This window comes from Sphingopyxis sp. H115 (assembly GCF_001468465.1).
Taxonomy (GTDB): Bacteria; Pseudomonadota; Alphaproteobacteria; order Sphingomonadales; family Sphingomonadaceae; genus Sphingopyxis.
Genome location: NZ_LNSA01000017.1, coordinates 1 through 25,516 on the forward strand (window position 1 = coordinate 1; position 25,516 = coordinate 25,516).

Consider the following 25,516-nt stretch of genomic DNA (forward strand, 5'->3'; position numbering starts at 1 on the left):
AGCTTGATCTGGCCGATCAACGGCTCGCGCGCGTCGACCAGCAGCTTGGTCAAGCGCGCGGCCAATCCCCACAGCGCCGCCATGGCCGCGCGCCGTGATCGCGGCACGGCGACCATGACGCGCGGATCGCGCATGTCGGGATAGAAAACCGCCTCCGGATCGTCAGGCGCGATTGAGAACCGCCTTCACCGCCTTCACCACGCGCGGCGTGTCGATCAGCGCGGCCTTTTCAAGGTTGTTCGCATAGGGCAGCGGCACATCCTCGTTGCACACGCGGAGGACCGGCGCGTCGAGATCGTCGAAGCCCTGCTCCATCGCGACCATTGCGAGTTCGCTGGCGATCGAGCAGACCGGCCAGCCTTCCTCGACGACGACGAGATGGTTCGTTTTCTTGAGGCTGGCGAGCACCGTCGCGGTATCGAGCGGGCGCAACGTGCGCAGGTCGATGACCTCGGCGTCGATGCCTTCGCCCGCCAGCTGGTCGGCGGCTTCGAGCGCGAGCCCGACGCCGATCGAATAGCTGACGATGGTCACATCGCTGCCCTGGCGCATGATCCGCGCCTTGCCGATCGGCAGGACAAAATCCTCGACGTCGGGAACCTCGAAGCTGCGACCATAGAGCAGCTCATTTTCGAGGAATACGACCGGATCCTCGGTGCGGATCGCCGCCTTCATCAGCCCCTTGGCATCGGCGGCGTCATAGGGCGCGATCACGATCAGGCCAGGGACGCTCGCATACCAGGGCCCGTAATTCTGGCTGTGCTGCGCGCCGACGCGCGCCGCGGCGCCGTTGGGACCGCGGAAGACGATCGGGCAGCGCATCTGGCCGCCCGACATATAGTTGGTCTTCGCCGCCGAGTTGATGATGTGATCGATTGCCTGCATCGCGAAGTTGAAGGTCATGAACTCGATGATGGGCTTCAAACCGCCCATCGCCGCCCCCGCGCCGAGACCCGCGAAACCATATTCAGTGATCGGGGTATCGACGACACGGCTCGCGCCGAATTCCTGAAGCAGACCCTGCGTAACCTTGTACGCACCCTGATACTCGGCGACTTCCTCGCCCATCACGAAGACGCGGTCGTCGGCGCGCATTTCCTCGGCCATCGCATCGCGCAGCGCTTCGCGAACGGTGAGCTTGACCATCGCGGTGCCTTCAGGAATCGCGGGGTCGGAGGCGCGCTCGGTCGCGGCGGGAGCGGGGGCCGGGGCCGACGCGGGTTCCGCAGCCTTGGGTTCCTCGACCGGAGCAGGCGCGGGCGCCGGAGCAGCCGCCTCTTCGCCTTCGCCGGCAATCGTCGCGATCACGGTACCGACCTTCACATTGTCGGTGCCCTCGGCGACCAGAATCTGGCCGATCGTGCCCTCATCAATGGCTTCGAATTCCATCGTCGCCTTGTCGGTCTCGATCTCTGCGAGGATGTCGCCCGACTTCACCGTGTCGCCTTCTTTGACGAGCCACTTGGCGAGCGTGCCCTCTTCCATCGTCGGCGACAGCGCCGGCATCTTCAATTCGATGGCCATCTCAATATTGCTCCACCAGCACGTCGGTATACAGTTCGGACAATTCGGGTTCGGGCGCGCTTTCGGCAAAGTCGGCCGATTCCGCGACAACCTGGCGGATCTCCTTGTCGATATCCTTGATCTTGTCCTCGCTGATACCGGCATCGGTCATCAGCTTCTTCAGATGTTCGATCGCGTCCGACTTGTCGCGCACCGCCTGCACTTCCTCGCGGCTGCGATATTTCGCGGGGTCGGACATCGAGTGACCGCGATAGCGATAGGTCTTGAGTTCCATCAGCACCGGGCCCTTGCCCGCGCGCACCCATTCGAGCGCCGCCTCGGCCGCACCGCGCACCGCGAGCACGTCCATGCCGTCGACCTGCATGCCCGGAATGCGGAAGCTTTCGCCGCGACGATAGAGCTGGTCCTCGGCCGACGCGCGGTTGACCGACGTGCCCATCGCATATTGGTTGTTCTCGATCACGAAGATGATCGGCAGCTTCCACAGCTCGGCCATGTTGAAGCTTTCGTAGACCTGGCCCTGGTTCGCGGCGCCGTCGCCGAAATAGGCCATCGCCACGCCGCCGTCGCCGCGATATTTGTGCGCGAAGGCAAGCCCGGTGCCAAGTGACACCTGCGCGCCGACGATGCCGTGGCCGCCATAGAATTTATGCTCGACGCTGAACATGTGCATCGAACCGCCCTTGCCCTTCGAGATGCCCGCCTGGCGTCCCGTCAGCTCGGCCATGATGACCTTGGGGTCGATGCCGTAAGCCAGCATATGACCATGGTCGCGGTAACCGGTGATGACGCTGTCCTTGTCGCCGTCGAGCGCGGATTGCAGGCCGACCGCCACGGCTTCCTGGCCGATATAAAGGTGGCAGAAGCCCCCGATCAGGCCGAGACCGTAGAGCTGCCCCGCCTTTTCCTCAAAGCGGCGGATCAGCAGCATTTCGCGATAGAATTTTTCCAGCTCTTCGGGCGTCGCGTCATAGGGCACGGGTTCGCGCGGGTGCTCGCGATTGGTCGCGGCGGCCGGGGTCGATGCAGTCTTTTTTGGCGCGGCAGGTTTGCGCGCGGGAGCTTTGGCCAAGGGAGGTTTCCTTTGCATTTAGCCGTTACGGCAAGGCTCCCTATAGGAGAGCCGCGCCGCACTTGGCAACGCCCACCATGGACGGGGGGCGCCCTGCCTTACGTATGCAGCAAACCGCGAGAAATGCTGTCAGCGCTTTTGCGCGGGCTCCATCGGGATGATCACCTCGTCGGGGTGATAGGCGCCGAGTTTCTCGCGGACATATTCCTCGGCTAGATCGGGATCGACGCGCCTCCGGTCGAGCAGGTTGACGCGGTTTTGAAGCTCCTTCTGCTTCTTGGTCAGCTCGCTCAAAACGACGCGCTTCTTCTCGACCGACTGGCCATAGTCGCCCCAGGCATAAAGCCCGGTCGGACCGAAAATGATGTAGCCTATCATCGCCAGCACGACGATCACCGCGATCGCGGGACCGACCGCCCGGTTCATCGATTTGCGGAATTTGTGGCGCTGCGTCATTCCAGCCCTTGAATCAGAGTTGATTCGCGGCGTCAAGGCGCCACGACGGGCTTTTCCACCGTCCCGGCATATCGCCAGCCAGCATCGGGATTCACCGGAATCGGGCGTCGGCACGACATTGGGCGCGCAACGCCGCTTTGCCAGCTCGGCCGACCATCCAACCCCACCGAAATCAGAATAACGCCCATCGCCTTACTATCCGATTCCGACAAACAATGACTGGAACGACAATATCCTTGTCGGATTTGGGTCCAACTTCCATTTGATATTTGGCCTCTTCACCTTCACGCTGGGCAATAGAAGGTTCGATTCGGGGGGATTGATATATGCTGCGGCCGAAATTGGCGCTTATCTGTTGCATGGCCCTTTCTGTTGGCGGCTGCGCCACCGTAGCATTCAAACCGCCCCCTTATTCCTACAGCGCCCCCAATACAGCCGCGGTAGCGCTCGATTCAACGAATTCGGTGCATGTGCTGAGCTATTTGCGCGGCGTGACCGACACGTTCGACACGATGCTCGAAAATTCGGAGAAGCTGAAATATGCGACCGAGCTGCCGATCATCGCCGCGGGTATTTTCGCACCGACGGCGCTGGCGCTGGGCGACAACCCCGACCACGCCATCTATGCGGCGGGCGTGGGCGCTGCGGGCGGCGCGCTTTCCAGCTATTTCGGCGTGAGGACTCGCCAGGCCCATGTGGCCCAGGCGCGAGGCGCGATAACCTGTGTCAACCAACAATATGTCGATCAGTTCGCGCGCGCACGCAACCTTGCCTATTCGACCCTGCGGTCGCGGGTCGTGACGGCGAGCCTGACACAAGCAACGATCGACGCCGAAGCCAAACTGGCGATGTCGCAAAACTCGACCCTTGAACTGTTGTCAGCGATGCCCGCTGAGGCGAGCGCGGTCTCCGGCGACGTGGCTTCGGCAGGCGCCATCGCGATCGCGGCCGCCGACGAAGTGATATCGAGGCTGAAGATCAAGCTCGCCAGCGTCGGCACCGCCCCCGACTATGCCGCGATCCTGAAGGACTTGCAGGACAAGCAGGCACTGGCTGCAGCGAAAAAGGACGATCCGGCGGCCAAAGCGATCACCAATGCCGCGAACAAGGCGATCATCGACGCATTGGCCGACTATCAGGTCAAAATAACCGAGTGCCTCGCCAAATTCCCCGCCTGACCAGGTTGCAACAATCGAATCAGCTCAGGCGCCAGAGCTGCGGCGCAGACCTGCTGAGCGAGCCGACCATTGTCGGCCCCTCCCACAATTCCATGTCGCGATCGCCGGCGTGCCCCTGGGCGATGACGAGTGCGTAATCGGGTGTTTCCGCCTGAAAATCGATGCGGACCGGCTCGCCCTCACCTTTTTCTTTGAGCAATATATGAAAGGCACGCATGTCGGGCTCCATCTTCGGCGGGAGCAGGTGTGACCCAGACTCACGGCAAAGGTTCGATCGGCCGCCATGCAACGACGGGGACTACGGGCAGGAGCCGAACCACAAAAGGCCGATCAGATAGTGAAAACCGCAGTCGTCACGCGCAGCGTAGCAGACCTCGGCGCGCTCACCTAAGCAAATCGGCGCTCGTTTAATCTATGTTATGAGAAAATCGCCATGCCCGGATAACGAGCCATGTCACCCAATTCTTCCTCGATACGGATCAGCTGGTTATATTTGGCGAGCCGGTCCGACCGCGCGAGGCTGCCGGTCTTGATCTGGCCGCAGTTGGTCGCAACCGCGAGGTCGGCGATCGTCGAATCTTCGGTTTCGCCCGAACGGTGCGACATCACCGCCGTGTAGCGCGCGCGGTGCGCCATATCGACCGCGTCGAGGGTTTCGGACAGCGTGCCGATCTGATTGACCTTGACGAGCAGCGAATTGGCAAGGCCGTCCTTGATCCCCTGTTCGAGCCGCGCCGGATTGGTGACGAACAGGTCGTCACCGACGAGCTGGCACTTGTCGCCGACGAGGTCGGTGAGTGCCTTCCAGCCAGCGAAGTCATCTTCGCTCATCCCGTCTTCAATCGACAGGATCGGATAGTCCTTCACCAGTGCGGCGAGATATTCCGCCATCTGTTCGGGGCTGAGCGACAGGCCTTCGCCGCTGATCTCGTACTTGCCGTTCTTGAAGAATTCGGTCGCGGCGCAGTCGAGCGCGAGCACGACGTCGGTGCCGAGCTTGAAGCCGGCCTGGTCGACCGAGGCAGCGATGAAGTCGAGCGCGTCGCGCGTCGAGGCGAGGTTCGGGGCGAAGCCGCCTTCGTCGCCCACCGCGGTCGCAAGGCCCTTTGCCGACAGGCCCTTCTTCAGCGTGTGAAAAATCTCGCTGCCCCAGCGCACGGCTTCGGCGATGCTGCCGGCGCCGACGGGCATGATCATGAATTCCTGTACGTCGATCGGGTTGTCGGCATGTTCGCCGCCGTTGATGATGTTCATCATCGGCACCGGCAAGGTGCGCGCCGAGACGCCGCCGACGTAGCGATAAAGCGGCAGGCCGCGCGCATCGGCCGCCGCCTTGGCGGCAGCCAGGCTGACGCCGAGGATCGCATTGGCGCCGAGACGGCTCTTGTTCGGCGTGCCGTCGAGGTCGATCATCGCCATGTCGAGTTCGCGCTGGTCCTCGGCATCGAGGCCGATCAGCGCCTCTGCGATGTCGCCGTTCACCGCCGCGACCGCCTTGGTCACGCCCTTGCCCAGATAACGTGCCTTGTCGCCGTCGCGCAGTTCGACGGCTTCGTGCGCGCCGGTCGAGGCGCCCGAGGGAACCGCTGCACGGCCAAAGCTGCCGTCCTCCAGCAGCACATCGACTTCGACAGTCGGGTTGCCGCGGCTGTCGAGAATTTCGCGGCCGTGGATGTCGATGATGGCGGTCATGGATGTCGTCCTGCTGGGGCGCCCCGAGTGGAGCAGGTTGGGAAAGCGCCCGCCTGTTATCGGCGGCATGCGGCTAGTGCAACTACGCATAGGAATTTTGCGGAGGGATGGAACCATTCGGCCCGCCTTGCTATATATTCTTGCAGGACCAAAATAGGATGTCCGCTCGCGCGGCGCCCGACACAAGAGAAGAGGACTAAACGATGGCCAAAGCCGCCACTCCCGCGACGAAGAAAGCCGCTGCTCCCCGTCCCAAGGCTCCCGCGAAGGCCGCCGCCACCAAGGCCGCGCCCGCCCGCAAGCCCGCCAATGTGAAGGCCGCCAAGGACCATCCGATCCGCGACCAGCTCGCCGCGACGCGCGACACGATCAAGTCCGAAGCCTCGAAAAAGGCCGCGTCGCTGAAGGAAGAAGCGACCGCGCTGAAAAATCAGGCGTCGACCAAGGCGCGCGACGCCGCAACCAAGGGCAAGGACAAAGCGGCCGAAGCCGTGGGCAGCCTCGCCAAGCTGCTTGAGGACAGCGCCGGCACCGTCGATACCAAATTCGGCAAGCAATATGGCGATTATGCCCGCTCCGCGGCATCGACCGTCGCCGGTCTGGCGACGACGCTCGACAAGAAGGATCTCGACGAACTCGCCGCCTCGACCCGCGACATGGTGAAGAAGAACCCGGCGATCGCCGTCGGCGCCGCGACGGTGATCGGTTTCGTGCTCGCCCGCATGCTCAAGGGCGGCTCAAACGATTGACAAGGTCTTGGTTGCTCCCGATCCGAACACCCCGCCGCCGTCCGACGAGCGCGGTTTCGACCGCGTAAGCCACGGCTATGCCCCCGACGGGCGTCCCACGGCTCCGCCGCCCGTTCCGCTCGAAAAGATTGTCGGCGAGGTCGTCGAAAATCTTTCGGCAACGGCAAAGGCGGAAATTGCCCTGCTCGAAGCACGCACCGAGCTGGCGCTGCACGGCGCGTCGTGGACGGCGGGTTGGGGCGCGGTGGCTGCTTCGGCCTTGGGCATCGCGATGCTGGCGCTCGCCTTCGGGGCGATTCTCGCGCTCGCGCCGCATGTCGGGCCGTTCGTTGCAACCTTGATCGTCGTGGCGATCTTGCTCGCCGTTGCCGGCTTTGCCGGATGGCGCGCGCAGAAAAGCTATGGCGACATTCGAACCGCGCTTCGCCGCGACCTGACTGGCGAAGGGATCGACGATGCCGCGGACGCGTAATCGCCTGATCGCCGCCGCGCGCCGGTCGATGCTTCAGCGCGCCGAACTGCATCGGCGGCTTGATGTCGCGCGAGCGGCGCTCAAGCCCAAGGCGCTACTCGATCGCGGCAAATATCGTGTTGGCGAAAAGGTCGACGATGCCGCGCATGCGGTTCAGGAGCAGTTCCGTAGCAACAAGCTGCCGATCGCGCTCGCCGCCGCAGCCGGGATCGCATGGCTGCTGCGAGACCCCATCAAGCGCCATGCGCCAAAGCTGACGCGCAAGATTCAGGACTTGGCGGCCGATGTCGCTGATCATTTTCGCGCGCCCGACGCCGTCGCGGACGAAGATGAAATTGAACCTCTGGAGGAAGAAAACGATGAAGCCGTTCGGTGAAACCGCTCGCGAAACGCGTGCGAAAGCGAGTGAACTTGCGGAGAAAACCGCGGAAAATGCCCGGCTGACCGCTGAAGCAGCCAAGGCGCGCATCCAGGACGGCTATGGCCGCGCCCGCGCTGCAACGAGCGACCTGGCCGCGAAGGCAGGCGAGCAAGCCAGTATCGCGCGCGAAGCGGCCGGCGAAGCCTATGAAAAGGGCAAGGTTCAGGCCAAGCGCGCAAACAGCAAGCTGAAGGACGTCGCCGAGAAACAGCCGCTGGCGCTTGTCGCGGGCGCGGTCGCGATCGGCGCGCTGCTCGGTTCGCTCATCCCGAAGGGCGACAAACCCGAGGAGTGAGCCTGTCTTGCCGTAACGGCGAAGCGCTGCTAGGGGCGCGCATCCTCCCCTTCCAGTGCTAAGCCGCAAGGAAAGCAGCCATGAGCAAATTGCATCTTGTGTTCGGCGGACGCGTTGCCGATCCGCAGGGCCTCGACTTCGTCGACCTCGCCAATCTCGACGTCGTCGGCCTTTATCCCGATTATAAATCGGCCGAAAAAGCTTGGCGCAGTGCCGCGCAGCGCACCGTCGACGATGCCGAAATGAAATATGTCGTCGTCCACCTGCACAAATTGCTGCAACCCGACGCGGAATAACCGCCGACAACGGTTGGGCTATCGGGCTGTACGCCACTCCGTTTGAATCGTCATTCCGGCGGAGGCCGGAACCTCGTCCTCGCATCCTGTCTCAACGGTGAGATCCCGGCCTACGCCGGGACGATAGCGTGAGCCGGTTCGACCCAATCCGATCGAGCGATTAGTTACCGGAAATTGTCGGCGTAGGCCTGGATCTTCAGCTTGCGCACGGGTGCCGGCATCACCTCGGCCTCGATCCCGTATTTTTCGGCATAAGCCACCGCTTCCTCGCGGCTCGCAAAGCCGAGGCGAAGCTGGCGCTGCGTGTCGCCGCTGCCGGCCCAACCCATCAGCGGATCGGCCTTGCGTGCTTCGGCGGGAGCGAATTCGAGCATCCAGCGCTGCGTTCCGGCGCGCCCCGACTGCATCGCATTCTTGGGCTTCTGGAAAATACGCGCTTTCATCGGGGTCGTCCTGTTCAACCGGGGCCTGAGCCGCCGCCTTAGCGCCAAGCAGCGCACACGAAAAGAGGCCTATTGCGCATCGCGCCGCGCCTGCGCGGCTTTTGTCATCAGGGTCGGCCGCGCATTCGCCGGATCGTCGGGCCAGCTATGCTTGGGATAGCGCCCGCGCATCTCGCGCGCGACGTCGTGCCAGCTGCCGCTCCAGAATGAAACCAGATCGCGCGTCGTCTGGATCGGCCGGTGTGCGGGCGACGTCAGTGCGAGGATCAGCGGCACCGGGGGATCGCCGACCACCGGATGCCGCGCGAGCCCGAACAATTCCTGCACGCGCACGCTGACCGTCGGCCCGCCGTCGGCACCATAGTCGATTGGATGGCGGCTGCCGACGGGCGTGGTATAATCAGCAGGAGCATGTTTTTCGAGCAACTGCCGCGCCGGCCAGTCGAGCATCGCCATCAGCGCGTCGGCGAGCTTGCGATCGCCGATGTCGCGCAGCCCGCGGCACCCCGAAAGCAAGGGTTCGAGCCAGATTTCGAGGCTGTCGCCGAGCGCGTTCGTCGACAGCGCATCAAGCCCGGCAAAAGAGGCGCGCTGACGCAGCGCCTGTGACACCGGGCCCCAGCCGATGAGGCCCAGCCCCTTGTCGCGCACCGCAGCCATGCGCACCGCGACGTCGTCCTCGGCATTATCGCGCCGCGCGCCCTGTCCGCTCGCCAGTGCGATCGCACGGAGGCGGCGTTCGCGGCGGTGGTCGACGCGGTCGTTGGCGCTGTCATAGCTGCTCGCGGAATGCGCGACGATGCGATTGGCGAACAGCAGTTCCACCTCCGCCTGATCGATCGAAGCGGCGGCCAGAATGCGGACCCCGGCAGCATGGCCCTGCGCGTCGGCGATCGCGAGCCATTCGTGCCCGGCGAGCGGGTCGACCGGATCGATGCGATAGGCGCGGCCGCCGACGCTCAGATATTCGCCGCGCTGCCCCGCGCGCCCGCGCGCGACGCGATCGGGCCACGCGGTCGCGATCCACCCGCCGATCGACCGCGACGGCACGGCGTCGGTCTGCGCCGCAAGCTTCTCGCCGACCTTCGCGAGACGCAGCGCAAGCCTCCAGGCGCCCTCGGAGCGTTCGTTGCGCTGGCCGCGCCAGCGCGCCAGCCGTGCCTCGACATCGACCCCGCGCCCCCCCAGCCCGGGTTCGGTCAATAGCGCCGCGAGCCGGCCCGCCATCTCGGCCTCGCCCGCGCGGGCGGCATCGAGCAGCATGTGGGCCAGCGGCACCGGCAGCGGGATCGCCGCGAGCGCCTTGCCATGCGGCGTGATGCGGCCATCGTCATTCAGCGCGCCGATGCCCTGCAAACGCGATTTGGCTTCCGAAATCGCGGCGGGCGATGGCGGGTCGAGCCAGCCTAGCTGACGCGGATCGATAATACCCCAGCTCGCGCAGTCGAGCACGACGGGCATCAGGTCGTTTTCGTGGATCTCGGGCGGGTCGAAGGGCGGCATACCCGCGGTCGCGGCGGCTTCCCACAGACGATAGGCGACGCCCGGCCCTTGCCGCGCCGCGCGGCCCGCGCGCTGCGTCGCCGAGGCCTGGCTCGCGCGTTCGGTGACGAGCCGTGCGATGCCCGCCGCCTTGTCGAAGCGCGGCCGGCGCGACAGGCCGGCGTCGATCACGATGCGGACGCCGTCGATCGTCAGGCTGGTTTCGGCGATGCTCGTCGCGAGGATCAGCTTGCGCCGCCCCTCGGGATCGCGAACGAGCGCCTTGCGCTGGAGCGCGGGGTCGATCTGGCCGTGCAAGCGGTGGACCGCGAGCGGCAGCCGCGCATCCTCGACTGCCGTCGCCGCACGCTCGATGTCGGCTGCACCAGGCAGGAAAGCGAGCATGTCACCCTCCGCTTCGTCGGCCATGGCCTGCCGGACGGCGCCCAGCACCGACGCCTCGAGCCGGTCCTCGGCACGTCGGCCGATATGGCGCAGTTCGAGCGGCCAGATCTTGCCCTCGCTCCTCACGACAGGGGCATTACCGAGCAAAGCGCCGAAGCGCGCGCCGTCGAGCGTTGCCGACATGGCGACAAGGCGGATGTCGTCGCGCAGACCCTGCTGCGCATCGATCGCGAGCGCCAGCGCGAAATCGCCGTCGAGGCTGCGTTCATGGACCTCGTCGAACAACACCGCCGACACGCCCGTAAGTTCGGGATCGCCAAGGATGCGATTGCGGAACAAGCCCGGTGTCATCACCAGCAGCCGGGTCGCCGCCGACTGCTTGCTGTCGAGCCGTGTCGCATAGCCTACGCGCTCGCCAACCGCTTCGCCCAATTCTTCGGCGATACGTTCCGCCGCCGCACGCGCGGCGAGCCGGCGCGGCGACAGCAGCCAGACCGCGCCCGTACACCAAGGCTGGTCGAGCAGCGCTGGCGCGACGCGCGTCGTCTTGCCCGCGCCCGGAGGCGCCACGACGACGGCATTGGGCTTGAGGGTCAGCGCCGCCAGGATATCGGGCAGCACGGCGTCGATCGGCAGCGGCTGCGTCACGTTCGCGCTGCCGGATTGCCCAATTCGGCGTTCAGGCGGAAGGCTTCTGCCGCAAGCCGTTCGACGGTCTCGGCCGTAACTCCGGCCCCTTCGGTCAGCACCAGATTGCCAAGCTCATATTTGCCGCTTGCCTTGATCCGCGGCTCGATACCGCGCAGCCGCTTGCCGCGCCAGAAACCGAGCAACATGCGGTGCTCCTCGGCGCGAATGAGGATGCACGGACCGTTCGCCATGAAAACAAGGTTGGTCCATTTGATCGCCTCATCAAAGGGCGCGGCGGCCATGATCGCAGCACGCATCGTTTCCGCGTATGTGCGCTGCCAGCCCGAAAGCGCGGCGATATAGGCATCGGGGCTATCCGCCACGGGGCCCATCATCGCCATGTCGGCCTCAATAGGCGCGCGCGACGGCGAAGGCGACTGCTTCGGTCAGCGCCGACTTCGCCTGGCTCGCGGGGAAGCCGCCGATCGCATCGACTGCGCGCTGCCCATAATGTCGCGCACGCGACAGCGTGTCGTCGATCGTGTCATGCTTGCGAAGCAGCGAGGTCGCATAGGCGAGATCCTCGTCCGACGTCTTGTGTCCGGTGATCGCCAGCTTCCAGAACTCGCGTTCCTCGGCATTGCCGCGCGCATAGGCGAGGATGACGGGCAGTGTGACCTTGCCGTCGCGGAAATCGTCGCCGACGCCCTTGCCCATCGTTTCGGCATCCGAAACATAATCGATCGCGTCGTCGACGAGCTGGAAGGCGATGCCGAGATTGCGGCCATAGGCGTCAAGCGCGGCTTCGGTGGCATCGTCGCGCTCGGCGACAACCGCCGCGATCTTGCATGCCGCCGCGAACAGTTCGGCGGTCTTGGCATTGATGATCGTCAGATACTGGTCTTCGCTCGTTTCGATGCGGCGCTGTGCCGAGAGCTGGTTGACCTCCCCTTCTGCGATCACCGCCGAGGCGCAGCTCAGGATTTTCAGCACTTTCAGCGATCCGTCCTCGACCATCACCTCGAAAGCGCGGCTGAACAGGAAGTCGCCGACCAGCACCGAAGCGCTGTTGCCCCAGATGACATTCGCGGTCTTGCGGCCGCGGCGAAGCCCGGATTTGTCGACGACGTCGTCGTGGAGCAGCGTCGCGGTGTGGATGAATTCGACCGCCGCCGCGAGCTTGCAATGGCGGCGGCCGGGATAGTCGAGCAGCTTGCCGCAGGCGAGCGTGAGCATCGGACGCATCCGCTTGCCACCCCCGGCAATCAAGTGCCCCGCGAGTTCGGGGATCAGCGGCACTTCGGATTGCATGCGATCGAGGATGACCGAATTCACCTCGTTCATATCGGCGGCGACAAGCGCCATCATCGGGTCGAGCGAGGGCGGCCGGTCGCCGTGGAGCAAGTGAATTTCCGCAGTCATGACGCGGCGACCCTTGGCGCCGCGGTCACGATTTTGCAACGACTTTCGGCTTGCCAGCAGCCCCCCGGCGGTGCCAAGCGTGCCGGACATAAGAGGAGCCGCGCACCCATGGACGACCAGCTGAGCCGTTACCGCCAAAGCATCGACAATATCGACGCGGCGCTCGTCTATATGCTCGCCGAACGGTTCAAGGTGACCAAGGCAGTCGGCGAATTGAAGGCGCGCGAGGGCCTGCCACCCGCCGACCCGAGCCGCGAGGAGCGCCAGATCGAGCGGCTCCGCAGCCTCGCCCGCGACGCCGATCTCGATCCCGATTTCACCGAGAAATTCCTGCGCTTCATCATCGACGAAGTGATCCGCCATCACCAGCAGGCGAAGCGGGAGCAGGACGCATGAGCTTGGATCACCCGATTTTCGGGCGCTGGCCGGCCGAACATCCCGACCGCATCCAGCTTTTTTCGGCGCCCACGCCGAACGGGGTGAAGGCGGGAATCATGCTCGAGGAAACCGGCCTTCCCTACGAGCCGCACCGGATCGACATCATGGCGAACGAAAGCCATGACCCGGCCTTCCTCGCGCTCAACCCCAATGGCAAAATCCCGGCAATCTACGACCCTGCTGGGCCGAACGGAACGCCGCTCGCGCTGTTCGAATCGGGCGCGATCCTGCTCTACCTCGCCGACAAAAGCGGGCAGTTCATTTCGGTCGATTCGAACCTGAGGTACGAAACGATCCAGTGGGTGATGTGGCAGATGGGCGGCGTCGGCCCGATGTTCGGCCAGCTCGGCTTTTTCCACAAATTTGCCGGGCGCGACTATGAGGACAAGCGCCCGCGCGACCGATACGCGACCGAGTCCGCGCGCCTGCTAGGCGTGCTCGACGCACGCCTGGCAAGCCGCGAATGGGTAATGGGCGCCGATTACAGCATCGCCGACATTTCGCTGCTCGGCTGGGTGCGCAACCTGATCGGTTTCTACGACGCGGCCGAGATCGTCGGCTTCGATCGTTTCGTCCATATTCAGCGCTGGCTCGATGCGGGCCTCGCCCGGCCCGGCGTGCAGCGCGGACTGGAAGTGACCGCGACTTGATCCCGAAAGCGATCGGTTTTGGTCGATATTGGCCGTTCGCGCCCATCTTAACCCATTCGCATTGAGTGAAGTCGAGATGCCCCTCGGGCTTAGGCGCCGTGTCGATGGGTGTCTCGACTTCGCTCGACACGAACGGGAAGGAGGTTCGTCGGCTAGCGACCGATTGCGGACCTTCGGTCTTTCTGCCAACTTCGGCTCTATGAGAGTTTGTTAGGGAGTGCGATTGGTGAACCGCTGGGTATATTGGGTTTTGCCGATAACCCTGACGGCTTGCACAGCGGAAACCGATATTGACAAGGCTCCATATGCAGCGGTCAATGAACCTGACGCCCCCACAGTAGCTTCTCTCGAAGCTACAGGATACGGGCGCGCAGACTATTACCCTGTTGGCTGTATTATTCCCGAACAGCCGGAAGCCATGTGTGATGCGACCGGCGCAGAATTCATGGATCGGTCGGAAGCGACCTACGAAGACTACGGCCAATATGAATACGTTTGTCCGGCGATTGACAGCGTCGAGTTGGCCGAGTGGAAGTGCCGCAAGCAGCTGCAAAGCGTTAGCTAATCAATCAAACGCCGTCATTGTTGAGGTCCGCTTCCCACCCCCGATCCGACACAACGCCGATCGTTCCAGCCGATCTTGCATTTCCCCTCCATCGCCGCCATATGCGCCGCGGGAGTCGGGCGGACGCAGTCTTCGCCAACCCGGTCAGGTCCGGAAGGAAGCAGCCGCAACGAATTCGCTGCGGGTCGTTCCGGCTCCCACCCTCACAAAATTGCCGTTTGTCTCTTCGTCACCCGGATCAAGTCCGGGGTGACGAGTTATTGGATTGGCTCGCCCCGCATTCTCCTTCGACAAGCGCGCTGGCCGCCCCTAAGACAAAGCCTATGAGCGATTCCGCCGACGACGAACCTACGATGCTGGGCATGGACCTGCCAGAGGCGCCCGCGCCAGCGGCGTCGTCTGGCCCCTACCGCGTCCTTGCCCGCAAATATCGGCCGCAAACCTTCGCCGAACTGATCGGTCAGGACGCGATGGTGAAGACGCTCGGCAATGCGATCGCGCGCGATCGGCTGGCGCACGCCTTCCTGATGACCGGCGTGCGCGGGGTCGGCAAAACGTCGACCGCGCGCCTGATCGCCAAGGCATTGAACTGCATCGGCCCCGATGGTCAGGGCGGGCCGACGATCGACCCGTGCGGCGTGTGCGAACCGTGCCGCGCGATCACCGAGGGGCGCCATATCGACGTGATCGAGATGGATGCCGCGTCGAACACCGGCGTCGACGATGTGCGCGAGATTATCGAGGCGGTGCGCTACGCTGCCGTCTCGGCGCGCTACAAGATCTACATCATCGACGAAGTGCACATGTTGTCGCGCAACGCCTTCAACGCGCTCCTGAAAACGCTCGAAGAGCCGCCACCGCACGTCAAATTCCTGTTTGCGACAACCGAAGTGAACAAGGTACCGGTGACGGTGCTGTCACGCTGCCAGCGCTTCGACCTCCGCCGCATCACGCCTGACATGCTGTTCGCGCATTTCAGCGCGATCCTGCAGAAAGAGGGTGTCGAAGCCGAAGCACCCGCGATTTGGCTGATAGCCAATGCCGCCGAAGGGTCAGTGCGCGACGGGCTATCTATACTCGATCAGGCGATCGCGCACGCGGATCTCGATGGCGGCGGAAAGATAAGCGCCGATCAGGTGCGCGCGATGCTCGGGCTGTCCGACCGGACTTCGATCGCACAATTGATGGCGACGATCCTGAACGGCGACGCGGGCGGCGCGATCGACCTTGCCCGCGCCCAATATGCGCTGGGGATCGAACCCGTCGCGATGGTGCGCGGATTGATGGACCTCACGCATGCGATCACGCTCGCCAAAGTATCCCGACACGACGACCCGGCGCTTGCCGCGTCGGACCGCCAACGCATTGGAGACTGGGCGCAAAAGCTTGGCTTTGCGCCGCTCAATCGCCTCTGGCAGCTCTTACTCAAGGGGCAGGACGAGGTGCTGCGCGCGAACAACCCGCTCGAACATCTGGAAATGCTGCTTCTGCGCGTGATCTACGCCGCATCGATGCCCGATCCGGGCGAACTCGCGAAGCTGATCGAAAAGGGCGGCGTGCCGACGGCGCCGATTGCAACACCCGCGGCTCCGGGGGCGCAGGTCGAGACCACCCTGACGTCGCCTGCGGAGCCTGCAACGGAGAATCCGGCTGCCGGGGAACCCGCTTCGGCATTGACGATCGCACAGATCCACCAGCTGCTCGAAACTTCGGGAAATCATCAGCTTGCGCGGCAGGTTTACGACGATCTCAAGCTGGTTGAGCTCGAACCCGGATTGCTCGTCTATGCGCCGGTTCCCGCCCTCGACGGCGATTTTGCGCGGCGGCTCGGCGAGGCGCTGTTGAGCCAGACCGGCAGCCGCTGGCAGGTGCGCGTTGGCGAGGGCGAGGCGCGGCCGAGCCTGGGGCAGGTCCGGCAGGCAAAGCTCGACGACAATGGCGCGCGGATTCGCGAATTGCCCGTCGTGAAGGCCGCCCTGACCGCTTTTCCCGATGCAAGGCTTGTCGAAGACGAAGACAATCGGCATAGGTCGAACCCATGAAATCGATCGAAGAAATGATGAAGGCGGCGCAGGAAGCCGCAGCCACCGTACAGGCGCAGATGCAGGAGGCGCAGGCGAAGCTCGACAGCGTCGAGGTCGAAGGCGTGTCGGGCGGCGGGCTCGTAAAGATCACCGCAACCGCCAAGGGCCGGATCAAGGCGATCCACATCGACGACAGCCTGATCGTCCCCGCCGACAAGCAGATGCTCGAAGATTTGCTCGCCGCCGCGTTCAACGACGCACGCGAAAAGGCCGATGCCGCGAGCAATGAGGAAATGGGCAAGATGACGAGCGGCCTGCCGCTGCCGCCGGGGTTCAAACTGCCGTTCTGAGCCGGCCCCAACTCCGGTCAAGACCGCGCTGTTCAGCGCAGCGACATTGAATGCGTGCGAAGTTACGCCATATTAGCGACGAACCACCTACAAGAAGGGCGGTGCGCCCGGTCGCGGGGCCCGTCCAGGAGCCGTAATGACGCAATCTTATCCCCTTCTTCCGCTGCGTGACATCGTTGTTTTCCCGCACATGATCGTGCCCTTGTTCGTCGGTCGCGACCGCTCGGTCGCCGCGCTCGAAGCCGCGATGGAGAGCGACAAGGAAATCTTCCTCGTCGCCCAGCTCGATCCGGGCGAGGACGATCCGCAGCGCGACGATCTCTACGACGTTGGCGTGATCGCCACCGTCCTGCAGCTGCTGAAGCTGCCGGATGGCACCGTCCGCGTCCTCGTCGAAGGCAAGGAGCGCGCGAAACTGCTTGGCCTGACGACCGAAGACAAGGCGGTCATTGCGAATGTGAAGCCGGTCGCCGACACCGTCGACGACAGCGTCGATACCGCGGCCCTGATGCGCTCGGTCGTCGATCAGTTCGAAAATTATGCCAAGCTCAACAAGAAGATGCCCGCCGAAACCGCGGTACAGCTGTCGCAGATCGATGATGCCTCGCGCCTTGCCGATTCGGTTGCGGGCAATCTCAATATCAAGGTCTCGGACAAGCAGGCCTTGCTCGTCGAGGATGCGCCGTCGAAGCGGCTCGAAATGGTCTTCGCCTTCATGGAGGGCGAGCTTGGCGTGTTGCAGGTCGAAAAGAAGATCCGTGGCCGCGTGAAGCGCCAGATGGAAAAGAGCCAGCGCGAATATTATCTCAACGAGCAGCTCAAGGCGATCCAGCGCGAGCTCGGCAACGACAATGGCGAAGGCGGCGACGATCTCGCTGAGTTGCAGCTCAAGATCGACAGCCTCAAAATGTCGAAGGAAGCCAAGGCCAAGGCAAACGCCGAGCTGAAAAAGCTGCGCGCAATGGCGCCGATGTCGGCCGAAGCGACGGTCGTTCGCAACTATCTCGACACGCTGATCGGCCTGCCGTGGGGCAAGAAATCGAAGCTCAAAAAGGATATTGCCAAGGCGCAAGCCGTGCTCGACGACGACCATTATGCGCTCGAAAAGGTCAAGGACCGTATCGTCGAATATCTGGCGGTCCAGGCGCGCACCAACAAGCTGAAGGGCCCGATCCTCTGCCTCGTCGGCCCTCCGGGCGTCGGCAAGACCTCGCTCGGCCGTTCGATCGCCAAGGCCACGGGCCGCGAGTTCGTGCGCCAGTCGCTGGGCGGCGTGCGCGACGAGGCCGAGATCCGCGGCCACCGCCGGACCTATATCGGCTCGCTGCCGGGCAAGATCGTGACCAACCTGAAAAAAGCCGGCACGATGAACCCGCTCTTCCTGCTCGACGAGATCGACAAGCTCGGCCAGGATTTCCGTGGCGATCCGGCCTCAGCGCTGCTCGAGGTGCTCGACCCCGAACAGAATGGCAAGTTCCAGGACCATTATCTGGAGGTCGACGTCGACCTTTCGGACGTAATGTTCGTCACCACCGCCAACTCGCTCAACCTGCCGCAGCCCTTGCTCGACCGCATGGAGATCATCCGGCTCGAAGGCTATACCGAGGATGAGAAGGTCGAGATCGCGAAGCTCCACCTGATCGCGAAGCAGGTCGAGGCGCACGGGCTGAAGGCCGGCGAGTTCGAGCTCACCGAAGAGGGGCTGCGCGACCTTATCCGTTACTATACGCGCGAAGCCGGCGTCCGCACGCTCGAGCGCGAGATCGCGCGTCTCGCGCGCAAGGCGCTGCGCCGCATCCTCGAAGGCAAGGCGACTAGCGTCACCGTGACCCCCGAGAATCTGTCCGAATTTGCGGGCGTGCGCAAATATCGTCACGGCATGGGCGACCTCGAAGACCAGGTCGGCGCGGTCACCGGGCTGGCGTGGACCGAGGTCGGCGGCGAATTGCTGACGATCGAGGCGGTCACCGCATCGGGCAAGGGGCAGGTGCGCACCACCGGCAAGCTTGGCGAAGTGATGACCGAGTCGGTGCAGGCAGCACTGTCGTTCGTGAAGGCGCGGGCGCCCGCCTATGGCATCAAGCCCAGCCTGTTCGCGCGCAAGGACATCCACATTCACTTGCCCGAAGGCGCGGTGCCGAAGGATGGCCCCTCGGCGGGCGTCGGCATGGTCACCGCCATGATCTCCACGCTGACCGGGATCGCGGTGCGCCGCGATGTCGCGATGACGGGCGAAGTTACCTTGCGCGGGCGCGTGCTAGCGATCGGCGGGCTCAAGGAAAAGCTGCTTGCGGCGCTTCGCGGCGGCATCAAGACCGTGCTGATCCCGGAGGAAAATGAAAAGGACCTCGTTGAAATCCCCGCAAATATCACAAGCGGACTGAAGATCATCCCAGTCAGCCACGTCGACCAGGTGCTGGCCGAAGCGCTCGTGTCGCCGGTAGTGCCGATCGAATGGACCGAGGCCGACGAACTTGCCGCGTCGCCGCCGATCGCATCGGCAAGCGATTCCGAGACGGCGATTCGACACTGAGTCGGGGCAGCTGGACGGTAATTCGCCCCAAATTCGTCGCAAAATCGACGTTTTGGGGCGTTTTACGGCCTTTTTTGCTTTGACAAGCCGGGGTCAAACATCGTTAGTGACGCGCCATGGCTTCGGGCCATGAGAATCATTTAACCAACCATAATGCAGGGGTTCCTTAGGCATGAACAAACAAGACCTGATCGCCGCCGTCGCTGACTCGAGCGGCCTGACCAAGGGTGACGCGAGCAAGGCCGTCGAGGCCGTGTTCGACGCGATCACCGGTTCGCTGAAGAAGGGCGGCGAAGTCCGTCTCGTCGGCTTTGGCACCTTTGCGGTCAGCAAGCGCAAGGCATCGACCGGTCGCAACCCGCGCACCGGCGAAACGATGACCATTGCGGCGTCGAACCAGCCGAAGTTCAAGGCCGGCAAGGCCCTCAAGGACGCCGTCAACTAAGTTGGCCCGCGCCTTTTGGTAAAAACATTTCGGGCCGTGGCGCAAGCTGCGGCCCGATTTGCGTTAGAGTCCGTCACACAGACTCCGATAGGCGAAATTTCGGGCAAATGGGCGTTGCATTCGCCGCGCCAGCGGCTATGGACGTCCGGCTTTCGGGCAACGGGCTGTCGCCCATTGACCGGACGGGCGCGTAGCTCAGCGGTAGAGCACACCCTTCACACGGGTGGGGTCACAGGTTCAATCCCTGTCGCGCCCACCATGGCTTTCGGGCCATGTCCGTTAACAGAACCGGGGCTGACCCGCTCATTCATCGCCTATTCAATGCCTTCGCATTAGAGAAACGGCCATGATCCGAACGCTGACCCTTTCCCTGATTTGCACGCTGCTGCTTTCCGCCGGCATGCCCGCGGTCGCGCGCGGTGACCGCGACCAGAACCATCTGCGCGAAGCGGCGGCGCAGGGGCATGTAATCCCGCTGAACAAACTGATCGCCGACGTCAAATCGCGCGCGCCCTACAGCGGCATGACCTATCTGGGCGGGCCGCAGTTCGACGCTGGCCGGATGATCTATGCGCTCAAATTCATGGATGGCAGCCAGGTCGTCGTCGTCTATGTCGATGCCCGCACCGGCCGGATTCTCGGACGTAAACCCTGACATATTGGTCGCCGGGCTTTCGTCGCAACGAGCTTTTGCGATGATCGTCCGGAGTTGATACACAGTCGAAACATGCGGCCGGGCTGCCCGGCGCGCAACGGAAAGGCGCCTGAATGCGGATTTTGATTGTCGAAGACGAACCCACGCTGGGTCCGCAGCTCAAGGCCACGCTCGAAGGTGCCGGCTATGCCGTCGATCTTGCGACTGACGGCGAGGACGGGCATTTTCTGGGGTCGACCGAAAATTATGATGCGGCGATCCTCGACCTCGGGCTGCCCGAGATCGACGGGCTGACCGTGCTCGATCGCTGGCGCCGCGAAAAGCGCAATTTCCCCGTACTCGTCCTGACCGCGCGCGACAGCTGGTCGGACAAGGTGGCGGGGCTCGACGCGGGCGCCGACGACTATCTTGCCAAGCCGTTCCAGACCGAGGAACTGATCGCGCGGCTTCGCGCGCTGATCCGCCGCGCGGCGGGCAATGCGTCGAGCGAGTTGGTCGCGGGCGATGTGCGCCTCGACACGCGATCGGGCCGGGTGACGCTGGCCGGTGCGCCGGTGAAGCTGACCGCGCAGGAATATAAGCTGCTTTCATACCTGCTTCATCACAAGGGCAAGGTCGTGTCGCGCACCGAATTGATCGAACATATCTACGATCAGGATTTCGACCGCGATTCGAACACGATCGAAGTGTTTGTGACGCGCATCCGCAAGAAGCTGGGTGCCGACATCATCACCACGATCCGCGGGCTCGGCTACCAGCTCGACGATCCGCAGGGATAAGATGGCCGAAGCCGACGTCGCCCCGGCGGTCGTTGCGGACCCGGATGCGGCGGACAAACCGGCGGCGCCGACCAGCCGCATTACCGGTTCGCTCGCGCGGCGCATGATAGCGATTGCGGCGCTGTGGATCTCGGTGCTGCTGATCGGCGGCGGCTTCGCCCTCGACCGGGTGCTGACCGGCGCGATCACGCGCAATTTCGATTCGAGCCTCGAATATGTGCTGATCGCGATGATCCGCTCGTCGGAAATCGGCCCCGACGGCGAGGTACGGCTGATCGAACCGCTCGGCGACCAGCGTTTCCTCGAGCCCTACAGCGGCCTTTACTGGCAGATCAGCGGCGGAACGCAGGAGCCCTATCGCTCGCGCTCGCTTTGGGAGCGGACGCTGAAGGCGCCGACGCCGCACATCGACGATCAGATCCACACCTATGACAGCACCCAGTTTCCCGACGAGGAATTGCGCGTGCTCGAACGCAACGTCATCCTGCCCGGCAGCAAGGTCAACTGGCGTTACCAGATCGCGCAATCGCGCGAGGCACTGGATATGCAGGTCGGAGCAGTCCGTTCCACGCTGATCCCCAGCCTTGCACTGCTCGGCCTCGGCCTCATCATCCTCGCTGCGCTCCAGACATTCTACGGCCTCTGGCCGCTGCGCCATATCCGCCGCGCGATCGCGGCGATGCGCGGGGGTCAGAACCGCCGCGTCGATGCGCCGCTGCCGCTCGAGGTGCAGCCGATGGTCGATGAGCTCAACGCGCTGCTCGCGCATAACGAAAAGCAGGCGGAAGAGGCGCGGCTCCATGCCGGCAATCTGGCGCATGCGCTGAAAACGCCGCTTACGGTGCTCGTCAACAGCGCGACAAGCTCCGATTCCGATCTCGCCGAAACCGTGCGGCGCGAGGCGGCGACGATGCAGCGGCAGGTCGACCACCACCTCGCCCGCGCGCGCGCCGTCGGCCGGCGCGGCGCGGCGCAGGCGCGCGCGGTCGTGTGGGACAGCGTCGGCAGCGTGTCGCGCGCGGTGGCCGCACTCTATCCCAACGTCCGTCTCGACGCGGACGGCGACAAGACGCTCGTCGCGCGGGTCGAGCGGCAGGACCTTGACGAGTTGATCGGCAATTTGCTTGAAAATGCCGCCAAATATGGCGGCGGCAGCGTCTTCGTCACCGTCCGGCAGAGCGGCGCGATGGCCGAGATTGTCGTCGAGGACGACGGTCCCGGTATCTCGCCCGCCGATCGCGATCGCGTGATCGACCGCGGCGTCCGGCTCGACAGCGGCAAACCGGGAACCGGGCTGGGCCTCGCGATCGTGCGCGACGTCGCCGAAATTTACGGCGGCAGCGTCGCGCTCGAGGAGAGCGAGGACCTGGGCGGGCTGCTGGTGCGGCTGAGATTGCCCACGGGATAGCACAAGCTCTGCTTAGGGGTGGGGAGCGGACGTCAATTAGACTTGGATAGAGCTGCCGATCTTCCCGTCTCCACCGGGCGCCCAAGTCCAGTTAGCGAGGACAGATTCCGGACCCCAGTGAAATTCGTCACCTCCGTCCATCCATATACAGAAGCGCTCGCCGCCATCGCGTGCAAGTGCCAATCCAATCAGCTTGCTCGAGGGGCTGCGTATGGCAAGCAACTCGTGGATTTCAGAATTTCTCAAAGTCTCATCGAGGCGTTCGGTAACGTCGAAGGTCGCTGTTCGACCGCATTCTTCGAAATTCATGGGCTCCTCAAGGGGAAGCCGATCAATGATTACACCCTCACCGTCACCCATTCGGGCCAGCCGGATCAAGGATCCGTCATCAAAATTCACAGCAAAGCGCAGCGGTTCTTCATAGTTCACACGTGCATCGAAGACATGCAACTCAGCTGATATGGAGACAATCCTCATCGCGGCGTTTTGGGCCATAGGAGGGACGTACGCAATCCGTCGCTTGCGATCACCGCGGTCCCTGCATATTGCGACTTTCGGATGGAATATGGACGGTCAGCCCGTCGAGGTCGGCCGTCAACACGATCTGGCACGATAGGCGGCTGGTACGGCGCACGCCCGCGGCAAGGTCGAGCATATCCTCTTCCATCTCGGTCGCGGGGGGCAAGCGCTCGAAATCCTCCTTCGTGACGATGACGTGACAGGTCGAGCAGGCCATCTGGCCCTCGCATGTCCCTTCGAGCGGCATCAGATGCGCCTGCGCGACATCGAGCAAGATGTCGCCCGCCTCCGCCTCGGCCTCGGTGCGGCCCTTGCCATCGGCGTGGATGAAGGTGACGCGCAATCAATTCACTCCCTGAAGGCGAGCGGCATCCTTGATCGCGGTCAGCCCTTCGCGCAACTCCTGCTCGCTCGTATAACGCCCCCAGCCAAGCCGGATCGAGGCGCGCGCATCGGTCTCGCTGACGCCCATTGCGCGCAGGACGTGGCTGACCTTGCCCGAGCCGCTGCCGCAGGCGCTGCCGAGCGAAAAGGCGATTTCGCGCGCGTCGGACATCAGGCGGAGGCCGTTGACGCCCTCGCGGCGAACATTGAGATTACCGTGGTATCGGGGGTTTTCGGCGCCGTTGAGCGTCCATTCGGGCAGCAGGTCGCGCGCGAGCGACCATAGGCGCTCGACATGGCTTGCGTCCGTGTCGAACCGCTCGGCGGCGAGTGCCGCGGCTGCGCCGAATCCGGCGCATAGCGCCGGTGAGACGGTGCCCGAGCGCATCCCCTGTTCCTGCGCGCCGCCGAACATCAGCGGCGGCAGGTCGATGCCGTCCTTCACCCACAGCGCCCCGATGCCCTTGGGCCCGTGAATCTTGTGTGCCGAGATCGCGACGAGGTCGGCGCCGTCGGGAATCGCGACGCGGCCATAGCCCTGCACCGCGTCGCAGAGCAGCAGGCTGTTTTTCGCATGAGCGGCATCGGCGAAATCGGCGACCGGCTGGATCGTCCCGACCTCGTTGTTCACCAGCATCGTCGCGATGATACCGTTTTCGGGTATCAGTTCGTCTTCAGGGGGCAGTGCCAGACCCTTTTCATCGACCGGCAGGATCGCCGCGTTCAGCCGCTCGAGGCACTGCAGCGATGCGGCATGTTCGATGCTGAACCCCGCGACGCCGCCCGGCATAGCCTCGGCACCGCGCAGCAACGCCCAGTTCAGCGCCTCGGTCGCGCCCGAAGTGAAGAAGACCCGCCCCCCGGTGGGCAGCAGCGCCGCGACTTGATCGCGCGCCACTTCGACTGCGGCTGCGGCGGCACGCCCCGCCTTGTGCGCGCTCGACGGATTCGCAAAACCGTCCCCCTCCCCCGGGCCCTCGAACCAGCGCAGCATCGCCTCCCGCGCCTCCGGAGCCAGCGGCGTAGTGGCTTGGTAATCGAGGTAAATCATTCGCCGAAAATATCCTTGTTGCGAACGATTCGCAAAAGTTGCATGTTGAGACCTATTTTCTATATAGGCGCCAATCCCGCTCCGCCACCCCGCCCTTCGGCGAATCACTGGCAAGCCCAAAACATATAGAAGGTGCGCCCATGCCCGACGTCATTTTCCCCGGCCCCGAGGGCCGCATCGAAGGCCGTTTCTCGCCTCCGCCGCGCCCGCGCGCGCCGGTGGCTCTGATCCTCCACCCGCACCCGCAGGGCGGCGGTACGATGAACGACCGCATCACGCAGGCGATGTACAAGAGCTTCGTCGCGCGCGGCTTCGCGGTGCTTCGCTTCAACTTCCGCGGCGTCGGCCGCAGCCAGGGCACGTTCGACAATGGTATCGGCGAACTGTCCGACGCCGCATCGGCGCTCGACTGGGTCCAGTCAATCCATCCCGAGGCGCAGACGACCTGGGTCGCGGGCTTCAGCTTCGGTGCGTGGATCGGCATGCAGCTTTTGATGCGACGCCCCGAAATCCGCGGCTTCCTGTCGGTCGCGCCGCCGGCGAACATGTACGACTTCAGCTTCCTCGCACCCTGCCCCTCGTCGGGCATCATCGTCGCGGGCGGCCAGGACGAGATCGTGCCGCCGAGCGCGGTTCAGAAGCTGGTCGATAAATTGCGCACGCAAAAGGGCATCACGATCCATCACGACGAGATCCCGCGCGCGAACCATTTCTTCGAGCATGAGCTCGACCAGCTGATGAAGTCGCTCGACAATTATCTGGATATGCGGCTCGCGCCCGATTCGCCGATCCGTTGACGAACGCTCCTCCCTGTGCCGAAGGCATGGGGAGGTGGCAGCGGCATAGCGGCTGACGGAGGGGCGAATGGCGCGACGTCGCGGCCCCTCCACCACCGCTTCGCGGCGGTCCCCCTCCCACCGCTTCGCGGCAGGGAGGATCATTTATTATTTCACCGGCACCAGCCAGATCGCGACATTAGCGAACATCACCAGCGCCGCGACCAGCATCAGCAACGCGCGGCGCCGGTCACCCTTGCGAAAGACGAGGACGGCGCCGCCGGTCATCAGCACGCCGGTCAGCATCAGGATCGAGAGGATCGTGTCGGACATGGCCGGCTTTTATCGGCGCGGTCACAAATTTGCCACCTCGCTTATGGCAAAGTCCGGCGCCTTCGCCTA

30 protein-coding genes, 1 tRNA gene and 1 other RNA gene are annotated in these 25,516 nt (G+C 64.1%); 19 read left to right on the plus strand and 13 right to left on the minus strand.

The annotated features are described in order from the left end of the window. Window positions 1–162: 162 nt before the first annotated feature. From ATE71_RS12855 to ATE71_RS12865, 3 genes are all read right to left on the minus strand, one after another. The gene (locus tag ATE71_RS12855; protein WP_058803708.1) at window positions 163–1,524 is read right to left on the minus strand and encodes a pyruvate dehydrogenase complex E1 component subunit beta; all 1,362 of its coding nucleotides are present in this window, start codon (window positions 1,522–1,524) and stop codon (window positions 163–165) included. Window position 1,525: 1 nt separating this feature from the next. Further along, window positions 1,526–2,596, minus strand: coding sequence for a pyruvate dehydrogenase (acetyl-transferring) E1 component subunit alpha (gene pdhA, locus ATE71_RS12860; RefSeq protein WP_058803709.1), 1,071 nt, complete (start codon window positions 2,594–2,596; stop codon window positions 1,526–1,528). Between the two features lie 129 nt (window positions 2,597–2,725). Next, a complete protein-coding gene (locus tag ATE71_RS12865; RefSeq protein ID WP_058803710.1) occupies window positions 2,726–3,052 on the minus strand; it encodes an FtsB family cell division protein in 327 nt (108 codons plus the stop codon). 359 nt (window positions 3,053–3,411) lie between these two features. Here ATE71_RS12865 and ATE71_RS12870 point away from each other — a divergent pair, with 359 nt between their 5' ends. Next, the gene (locus ATE71_RS12870; protein ID WP_235588010.1) at window positions 3,412–4,230 is read left to right on the plus strand and encodes a hypothetical protein; all 819 of its coding nucleotides are present in this window, start codon (window positions 3,412–3,414) and stop codon (window positions 4,228–4,230) included. 19 nt (window positions 4,231–4,249) lie between these two features. Here ATE71_RS12870 and ATE71_RS12875 read toward each other — a convergent pair whose 3' ends face one another. Both ATE71_RS12875 and eno read right to left on the minus strand, forming a co-directional pair. Further along, window positions 4,250–4,447 carry a hypothetical protein gene (locus ATE71_RS12875; protein WP_152998772.1) on the minus strand — a complete coding sequence of 66 codons (198 nt, stop codon included), beginning with the start codon at window positions 4,445–4,447 and terminating at the stop codon, window positions 4,250–4,252. A 200-nt stretch (window positions 4,448–4,647) separates the two neighbouring features. Continuing rightward, a complete protein-coding gene (gene eno / locus ATE71_RS12880; RefSeq protein WP_058803713.1) occupies window positions 4,648–5,922 on the minus strand; it encodes a phosphopyruvate hydratase in 1,275 nt (424 codons plus the stop codon). A 203-nt stretch (window positions 5,923–6,125) separates the two neighbouring features. Here eno and ATE71_RS12885 point away from each other — a divergent pair, with 203 nt between their 5' ends. From ATE71_RS12885 to ATE71_RS12905, 5 genes are all read left to right on the plus strand, one after another. Beyond that, complete coding sequence (locus tag ATE71_RS12885) at window positions 6,126–6,671, plus strand: hypothetical protein (RefSeq protein ID WP_058803714.1); 546 nt, start codon at window positions 6,126–6,128, stop codon at window positions 6,669–6,671. Between the two features lie 7 nt (window positions 6,672–6,678). Beyond that, window positions 6,679–7,143, plus strand: coding sequence for a phage holin family protein (locus ATE71_RS12890; protein ID WP_058803715.1), 465 nt, complete (start codon window positions 6,679–6,681; stop codon window positions 7,141–7,143). After that, entirely contained in the window at window positions 7,127–7,519 is a 393-nt protein-coding gene (locus tag ATE71_RS12895; RefSeq protein WP_058803716.1) for a hypothetical protein, read from the plus strand. The genes ATE71_RS12890 and ATE71_RS12895 overlap by 17 nt, the downstream gene beginning before the upstream one ends. Further along, on the plus strand, window positions 7,503–7,859 hold the full coding sequence (locus ATE71_RS12900; protein ID WP_058803717.1) for a hypothetical protein: 357 nt from the start codon (window positions 7,503–7,505) through the stop codon (window positions 7,857–7,859). Before ATE71_RS12895 ends, ATE71_RS12900 begins: the two co-directional genes overlap by 17 nt. Window positions 7,860–7,939: 80 nt before the next feature. Next, entirely contained in the window at window positions 7,940–8,155 is a 216-nt protein-coding gene (locus tag ATE71_RS12905) for a DUF4170 domain-containing protein (protein WP_058803718.1), read from the plus strand. Window positions 8,156–8,319: 164 nt separating this feature from the next. Here the strand turns inward: ATE71_RS12905 and ATE71_RS12910 are convergent, their stop codons facing one another. The 4 genes from ATE71_RS12910 to ATE71_RS12925 form a co-directional block, all read right to left on the minus strand. Further along, the gene (locus ATE71_RS12910; RefSeq protein WP_058803719.1) at window positions 8,320–8,598 is read right to left on the minus strand and encodes an ETC complex I subunit; all 279 of its coding nucleotides are present in this window, start codon (window positions 8,596–8,598) and stop codon (window positions 8,320–8,322) included. Window positions 8,599–8,667: 69 nt separating this feature from the next. Then, window positions 8,668–11,133 (minus strand): ATP-dependent helicase HrpB, encoded by a 2,466-nt coding sequence (gene hrpB, locus ATE71_RS12915; RefSeq protein WP_058803720.1) that lies wholly within the window; start codon window positions 11,131–11,133, stop codon window positions 8,668–8,670. Then, entirely contained in the window at window positions 11,130–11,516 is a 387-nt protein-coding gene (locus ATE71_RS12920; protein WP_058803721.1) for a DUF1801 domain-containing protein, read from the minus strand. The genes hrpB and ATE71_RS12920 overlap by 4 nt, the downstream gene beginning before the upstream one ends. A 7-nt stretch (window positions 11,517–11,523) precedes the next feature. Then, on the minus strand, window positions 11,524–12,537 hold the full coding sequence (locus tag ATE71_RS12925) for a polyprenyl synthetase family protein (protein ID WP_058803803.1): 1,014 nt from the start codon (window positions 12,535–12,537) through the stop codon (window positions 11,524–11,526). A 108-nt stretch (window positions 12,538–12,645) separates the two neighbouring features. Between ATE71_RS12925 and ATE71_RS12930 the strand changes: the two genes are divergently transcribed. The 12 genes from ATE71_RS12930 to ATE71_RS12975 all read left to right on the plus strand — a co-directional run bounded on the left by ATE71_RS12930 (window position 12,646) and on the right by ATE71_RS12975 (window position 22,384). Next, window positions 12,646–12,933: a chorismate mutase gene (locus ATE71_RS12930; RefSeq protein ID WP_037557913.1), complete on the plus strand. Its 288-nt coding sequence runs from the start codon at window positions 12,646–12,648 to the stop codon at window positions 12,931–12,933. Continuing rightward, window positions 12,930–13,625, plus strand: coding sequence for a glutathione S-transferase N-terminal domain-containing protein (locus tag ATE71_RS12935; protein ID WP_058803722.1), 696 nt, complete (start codon window positions 12,930–12,932; stop codon window positions 13,623–13,625). The genes ATE71_RS12930 and ATE71_RS12935 overlap by 4 nt, the downstream gene beginning before the upstream one ends. Before the next feature lie 226 nt (window positions 13,626–13,851). Then, window positions 13,852–14,190: a hypothetical protein gene (locus ATE71_RS22185; RefSeq protein ID WP_152998773.1), complete on the plus strand. Its 339-nt coding sequence runs from the start codon at window positions 13,852–13,854 to the stop codon at window positions 14,188–14,190. Window positions 14,191–14,297: 107 nt separating this feature from the next. After that, window positions 14,298–14,395, plus strand: an RNA gene (ffs, locus tag ATE71_RS21505) — signal recognition particle sRNA small type. 118 nt (window positions 14,396–14,513) lie between these two features. Next, window positions 14,514–16,232, plus strand: a complete 1,719-nt coding sequence (locus ATE71_RS12940; protein WP_082665199.1) for a DNA polymerase III subunit gamma/tau — start codon at window positions 14,514–14,516, stop codon at window positions 16,230–16,232. Continuing rightward, window positions 16,229–16,564 (plus strand): YbaB/EbfC family nucleoid-associated protein, encoded by a 336-nt coding sequence (locus ATE71_RS12945; RefSeq protein ID WP_058803723.1) that lies wholly within the window; start codon window positions 16,229–16,231, stop codon window positions 16,562–16,564. Before ATE71_RS12940 ends, ATE71_RS12945 begins: the two co-directional genes overlap by 4 nt. Before the next feature lie 136 nt (window positions 16,565–16,700). Further along, entirely contained in the window at window positions 16,701–19,097 is a 2,397-nt protein-coding gene (gene lon, locus ATE71_RS12950) for an endopeptidase La (RefSeq protein ID WP_058803725.1), read from the plus strand. A 172-nt stretch (window positions 19,098–19,269) separates the two neighbouring features. Continuing rightward, window positions 19,270–19,542, plus strand: a complete 273-nt coding sequence (locus ATE71_RS12955) for an HU family DNA-binding protein (RefSeq protein ID WP_037510426.1) — start codon at window positions 19,270–19,272, stop codon at window positions 19,540–19,542. 184 nt (window positions 19,543–19,726) lie between these two features. Beyond that, window positions 19,727–19,801 (plus strand) — tRNA-Val (locus ATE71_RS12960). 87 nt (window positions 19,802–19,888) lie between these two features. Then, window positions 19,889–20,197 (plus strand): hypothetical protein, encoded by a 309-nt coding sequence (locus tag ATE71_RS12965; protein WP_058803727.1) that lies wholly within the window; start codon window positions 19,889–19,891, stop codon window positions 20,195–20,197. 113 nt (window positions 20,198–20,310) lie between these two features. Next, the gene (locus tag ATE71_RS12970) at window positions 20,311–20,976 is read left to right on the plus strand and encodes a response regulator transcription factor (RefSeq protein WP_058803728.1); all 666 of its coding nucleotides are present in this window, start codon (window positions 20,311–20,313) and stop codon (window positions 20,974–20,976) included. A gap of 103 nt (window positions 20,977–21,079) precedes the next feature. Continuing rightward, on the plus strand, window positions 21,080–22,384 hold the full coding sequence (locus ATE71_RS12975) for a sensor histidine kinase (protein ID WP_058803807.1): 1,305 nt from the start codon (window positions 21,080–21,082) through the stop codon (window positions 22,382–22,384). Between the two features lie 36 nt (window positions 22,385–22,420). On the opposite strand, the gene ATE71_RS12980 is transcribed toward ATE71_RS12975, so the two are convergent. Genes ATE71_RS12980 through ATE71_RS12990 form a run of 3 tightly spaced genes read right to left on the minus strand, consistent with a single transcriptional unit; the run spans window position 22,421 to window position 24,338 of the window. Beyond that, window positions 22,421–22,861 (minus strand): hypothetical protein, encoded by a 441-nt coding sequence (locus ATE71_RS12980; RefSeq protein ID WP_152998774.1) that lies wholly within the window; start codon window positions 22,859–22,861, stop codon window positions 22,421–22,423. A gap of 49 nt (window positions 22,862–22,910) precedes the next feature. Next, entirely contained in the window at window positions 22,911–23,246 is a 336-nt protein-coding gene (locus ATE71_RS12985) for a 2Fe-2S iron-sulfur cluster-binding protein (protein ID WP_058803731.1), read from the minus strand. Beyond that, window positions 23,247–24,338 carry a cysteine desulfurase family protein gene (locus ATE71_RS12990; protein WP_058803733.1) on the minus strand — a complete coding sequence of 364 codons (1,092 nt, stop codon included), beginning with the start codon at window positions 24,336–24,338 and terminating at the stop codon, window positions 23,247–23,249. A gap of 140 nt (window positions 24,339–24,478) precedes the next feature. On the opposite strand from ATE71_RS12990, the gene ATE71_RS12995 reads away from it, so the two are divergent. Further along, entirely contained in the window at window positions 24,479–25,135 is a 657-nt protein-coding gene (locus ATE71_RS12995; protein WP_011541103.1) for an alpha/beta hydrolase, read from the plus strand. A gap of 147 nt (window positions 25,136–25,282) precedes the next feature. Here the strand turns inward: ATE71_RS12995 and ATE71_RS22725 are convergent, their stop codons facing one another. Then, window positions 25,283–25,447 carry a hypothetical protein gene (locus ATE71_RS22725; protein ID WP_201022954.1) on the minus strand — a complete coding sequence of 55 codons (165 nt, stop codon included), beginning with the start codon at window positions 25,445–25,447 and terminating at the stop codon, window positions 25,283–25,285. Window positions 25,448–25,516: the final 69 nt, after the last annotated feature.

Coding starts and splice junctions, on each gene's coding strand:
- ATE71_RS12990 (WP_058803733.1), bottom strand. CDS start 24,338: ATGATTTACCTCGATTACCAAGCCACTACGCCGCTGGCTCCGGAGGCG.
- eno (WP_058803713.1), bottom strand. CDS start 5,922: ATGACCGCCATCATCGACATCCACGGCCGCGAAATTCTCGACAGCCGC.
- ATE71_RS12910 (WP_058803719.1), bottom strand. CDS start 8,598: ATGAAAGCGCGTATTTTCCAGAAGCCCAAGAATGCGATGCAGTCGGGG.
- ATE71_RS12995 (WP_011541103.1), top strand. CDS start 24,479: ATGCCCGACGTCATTTTCCCCGGCCCCGAGGGCCGCATCGAAGGCCGT.
- ATE71_RS12925 (WP_058803803.1), bottom strand. CDS start 12,537: ATGACTGCGGAAATTCACTTGCTCCACGGCGACCGGCCGCCCTCGCTC.
- ATE71_RS22725 (WP_201022954.1), bottom strand. CDS start 25,447: ATGTCCGACACGATCCTCTCGATCCTGATGCTGACCGGCGTGCTGATG.
- lon (WP_058803725.1), top strand. CDS start 16,701: ATGACGCAATCTTATCCCCTTCTTCCGCTGCGTGACATCGTTGTTTTC.
- ATE71_RS12940 (WP_082665199.1), top strand. CDS start 14,514: ATGAGCGATTCCGCCGACGACGAACCTACGATGCTGGGCATGGACCTG.
- ATE71_RS12875 (WP_152998772.1), bottom strand. CDS start 4,447: ATGCGTGCCTTTCATATATTGCTCAAAGAAAAAGGTGAGGGCGAGCCG.
- ATE71_RS12900 (WP_058803717.1), top strand. CDS start 7,503: ATGAAGCCGTTCGGTGAAACCGCTCGCGAAACGCGTGCGAAAGCGAGT.
- ATE71_RS12920 (WP_058803721.1), bottom strand. CDS start 11,516: ATGGCGATGATGGGCCCCGTGGCGGATAGCCCCGATGCCTATATCGCC.
- ATE71_RS12935 (WP_058803722.1), top strand. CDS start 12,930: ATGAGCTTGGATCACCCGATTTTCGGGCGCTGGCCGGCCGAACATCCC.
- ATE71_RS12895 (WP_058803716.1), top strand. CDS start 7,127: ATGCCGCGGACGCGTAATCGCCTGATCGCCGCCGCGCGCCGGTCGATG.
- ATE71_RS12905 (WP_058803718.1), top strand. CDS start 7,940: ATGAGCAAATTGCATCTTGTGTTCGGCGGACGCGTTGCCGATCCGCAG.
- ATE71_RS12885 (WP_058803714.1), top strand. CDS start 6,126: ATGGCCAAAGCCGCCACTCCCGCGACGAAGAAAGCCGCTGCTCCCCGT.
- ATE71_RS12870 (WP_235588010.1), top strand. CDS start 3,412: ATGGCCCTTTCTGTTGGCGGCTGCGCCACCGTAGCATTCAAACCGCCC.
- ATE71_RS12980 (WP_152998774.1), bottom strand. CDS start 22,861: ATGAGGATTGTCTCCATATCAGCTGAGTTGCATGTCTTCGATGCACGT.
- ATE71_RS12970 (WP_058803728.1), top strand. CDS start 20,311: ATGCGGATTTTGATTGTCGAAGACGAACCCACGCTGGGTCCGCAGCTC.
- ATE71_RS12975 (WP_058803807.1), top strand. CDS start 21,080: ATGATAGCGATTGCGGCGCTGTGGATCTCGGTGCTGCTGATCGGCGGC.
- ATE71_RS12955 (WP_037510426.1), top strand. CDS start 19,270: ATGAACAAACAAGACCTGATCGCCGCCGTCGCTGACTCGAGCGGCCTG.
- ATE71_RS12930 (WP_037557913.1), top strand. CDS start 12,646: ATGGACGACCAGCTGAGCCGTTACCGCCAAAGCATCGACAATATCGAC.
- ATE71_RS12945 (WP_058803723.1), top strand. CDS start 16,229: ATGAAATCGATCGAAGAAATGATGAAGGCGGCGCAGGAAGCCGCAGCC.
- ATE71_RS12865 (WP_058803710.1), bottom strand. CDS start 3,052: ATGACGCAGCGCCACAAATTCCGCAAATCGATGAACCGGGCGGTCGGT.
- ATE71_RS12965 (WP_058803727.1), top strand. CDS start 19,889: ATGATCCGAACGCTGACCCTTTCCCTGATTTGCACGCTGCTGCTTTCC.
- ATE71_RS12855 (WP_058803708.1), bottom strand. CDS start 1,524: ATGGCCATCGAATTGAAGATGCCGGCGCTGTCGCCGACGATGGAAGAG.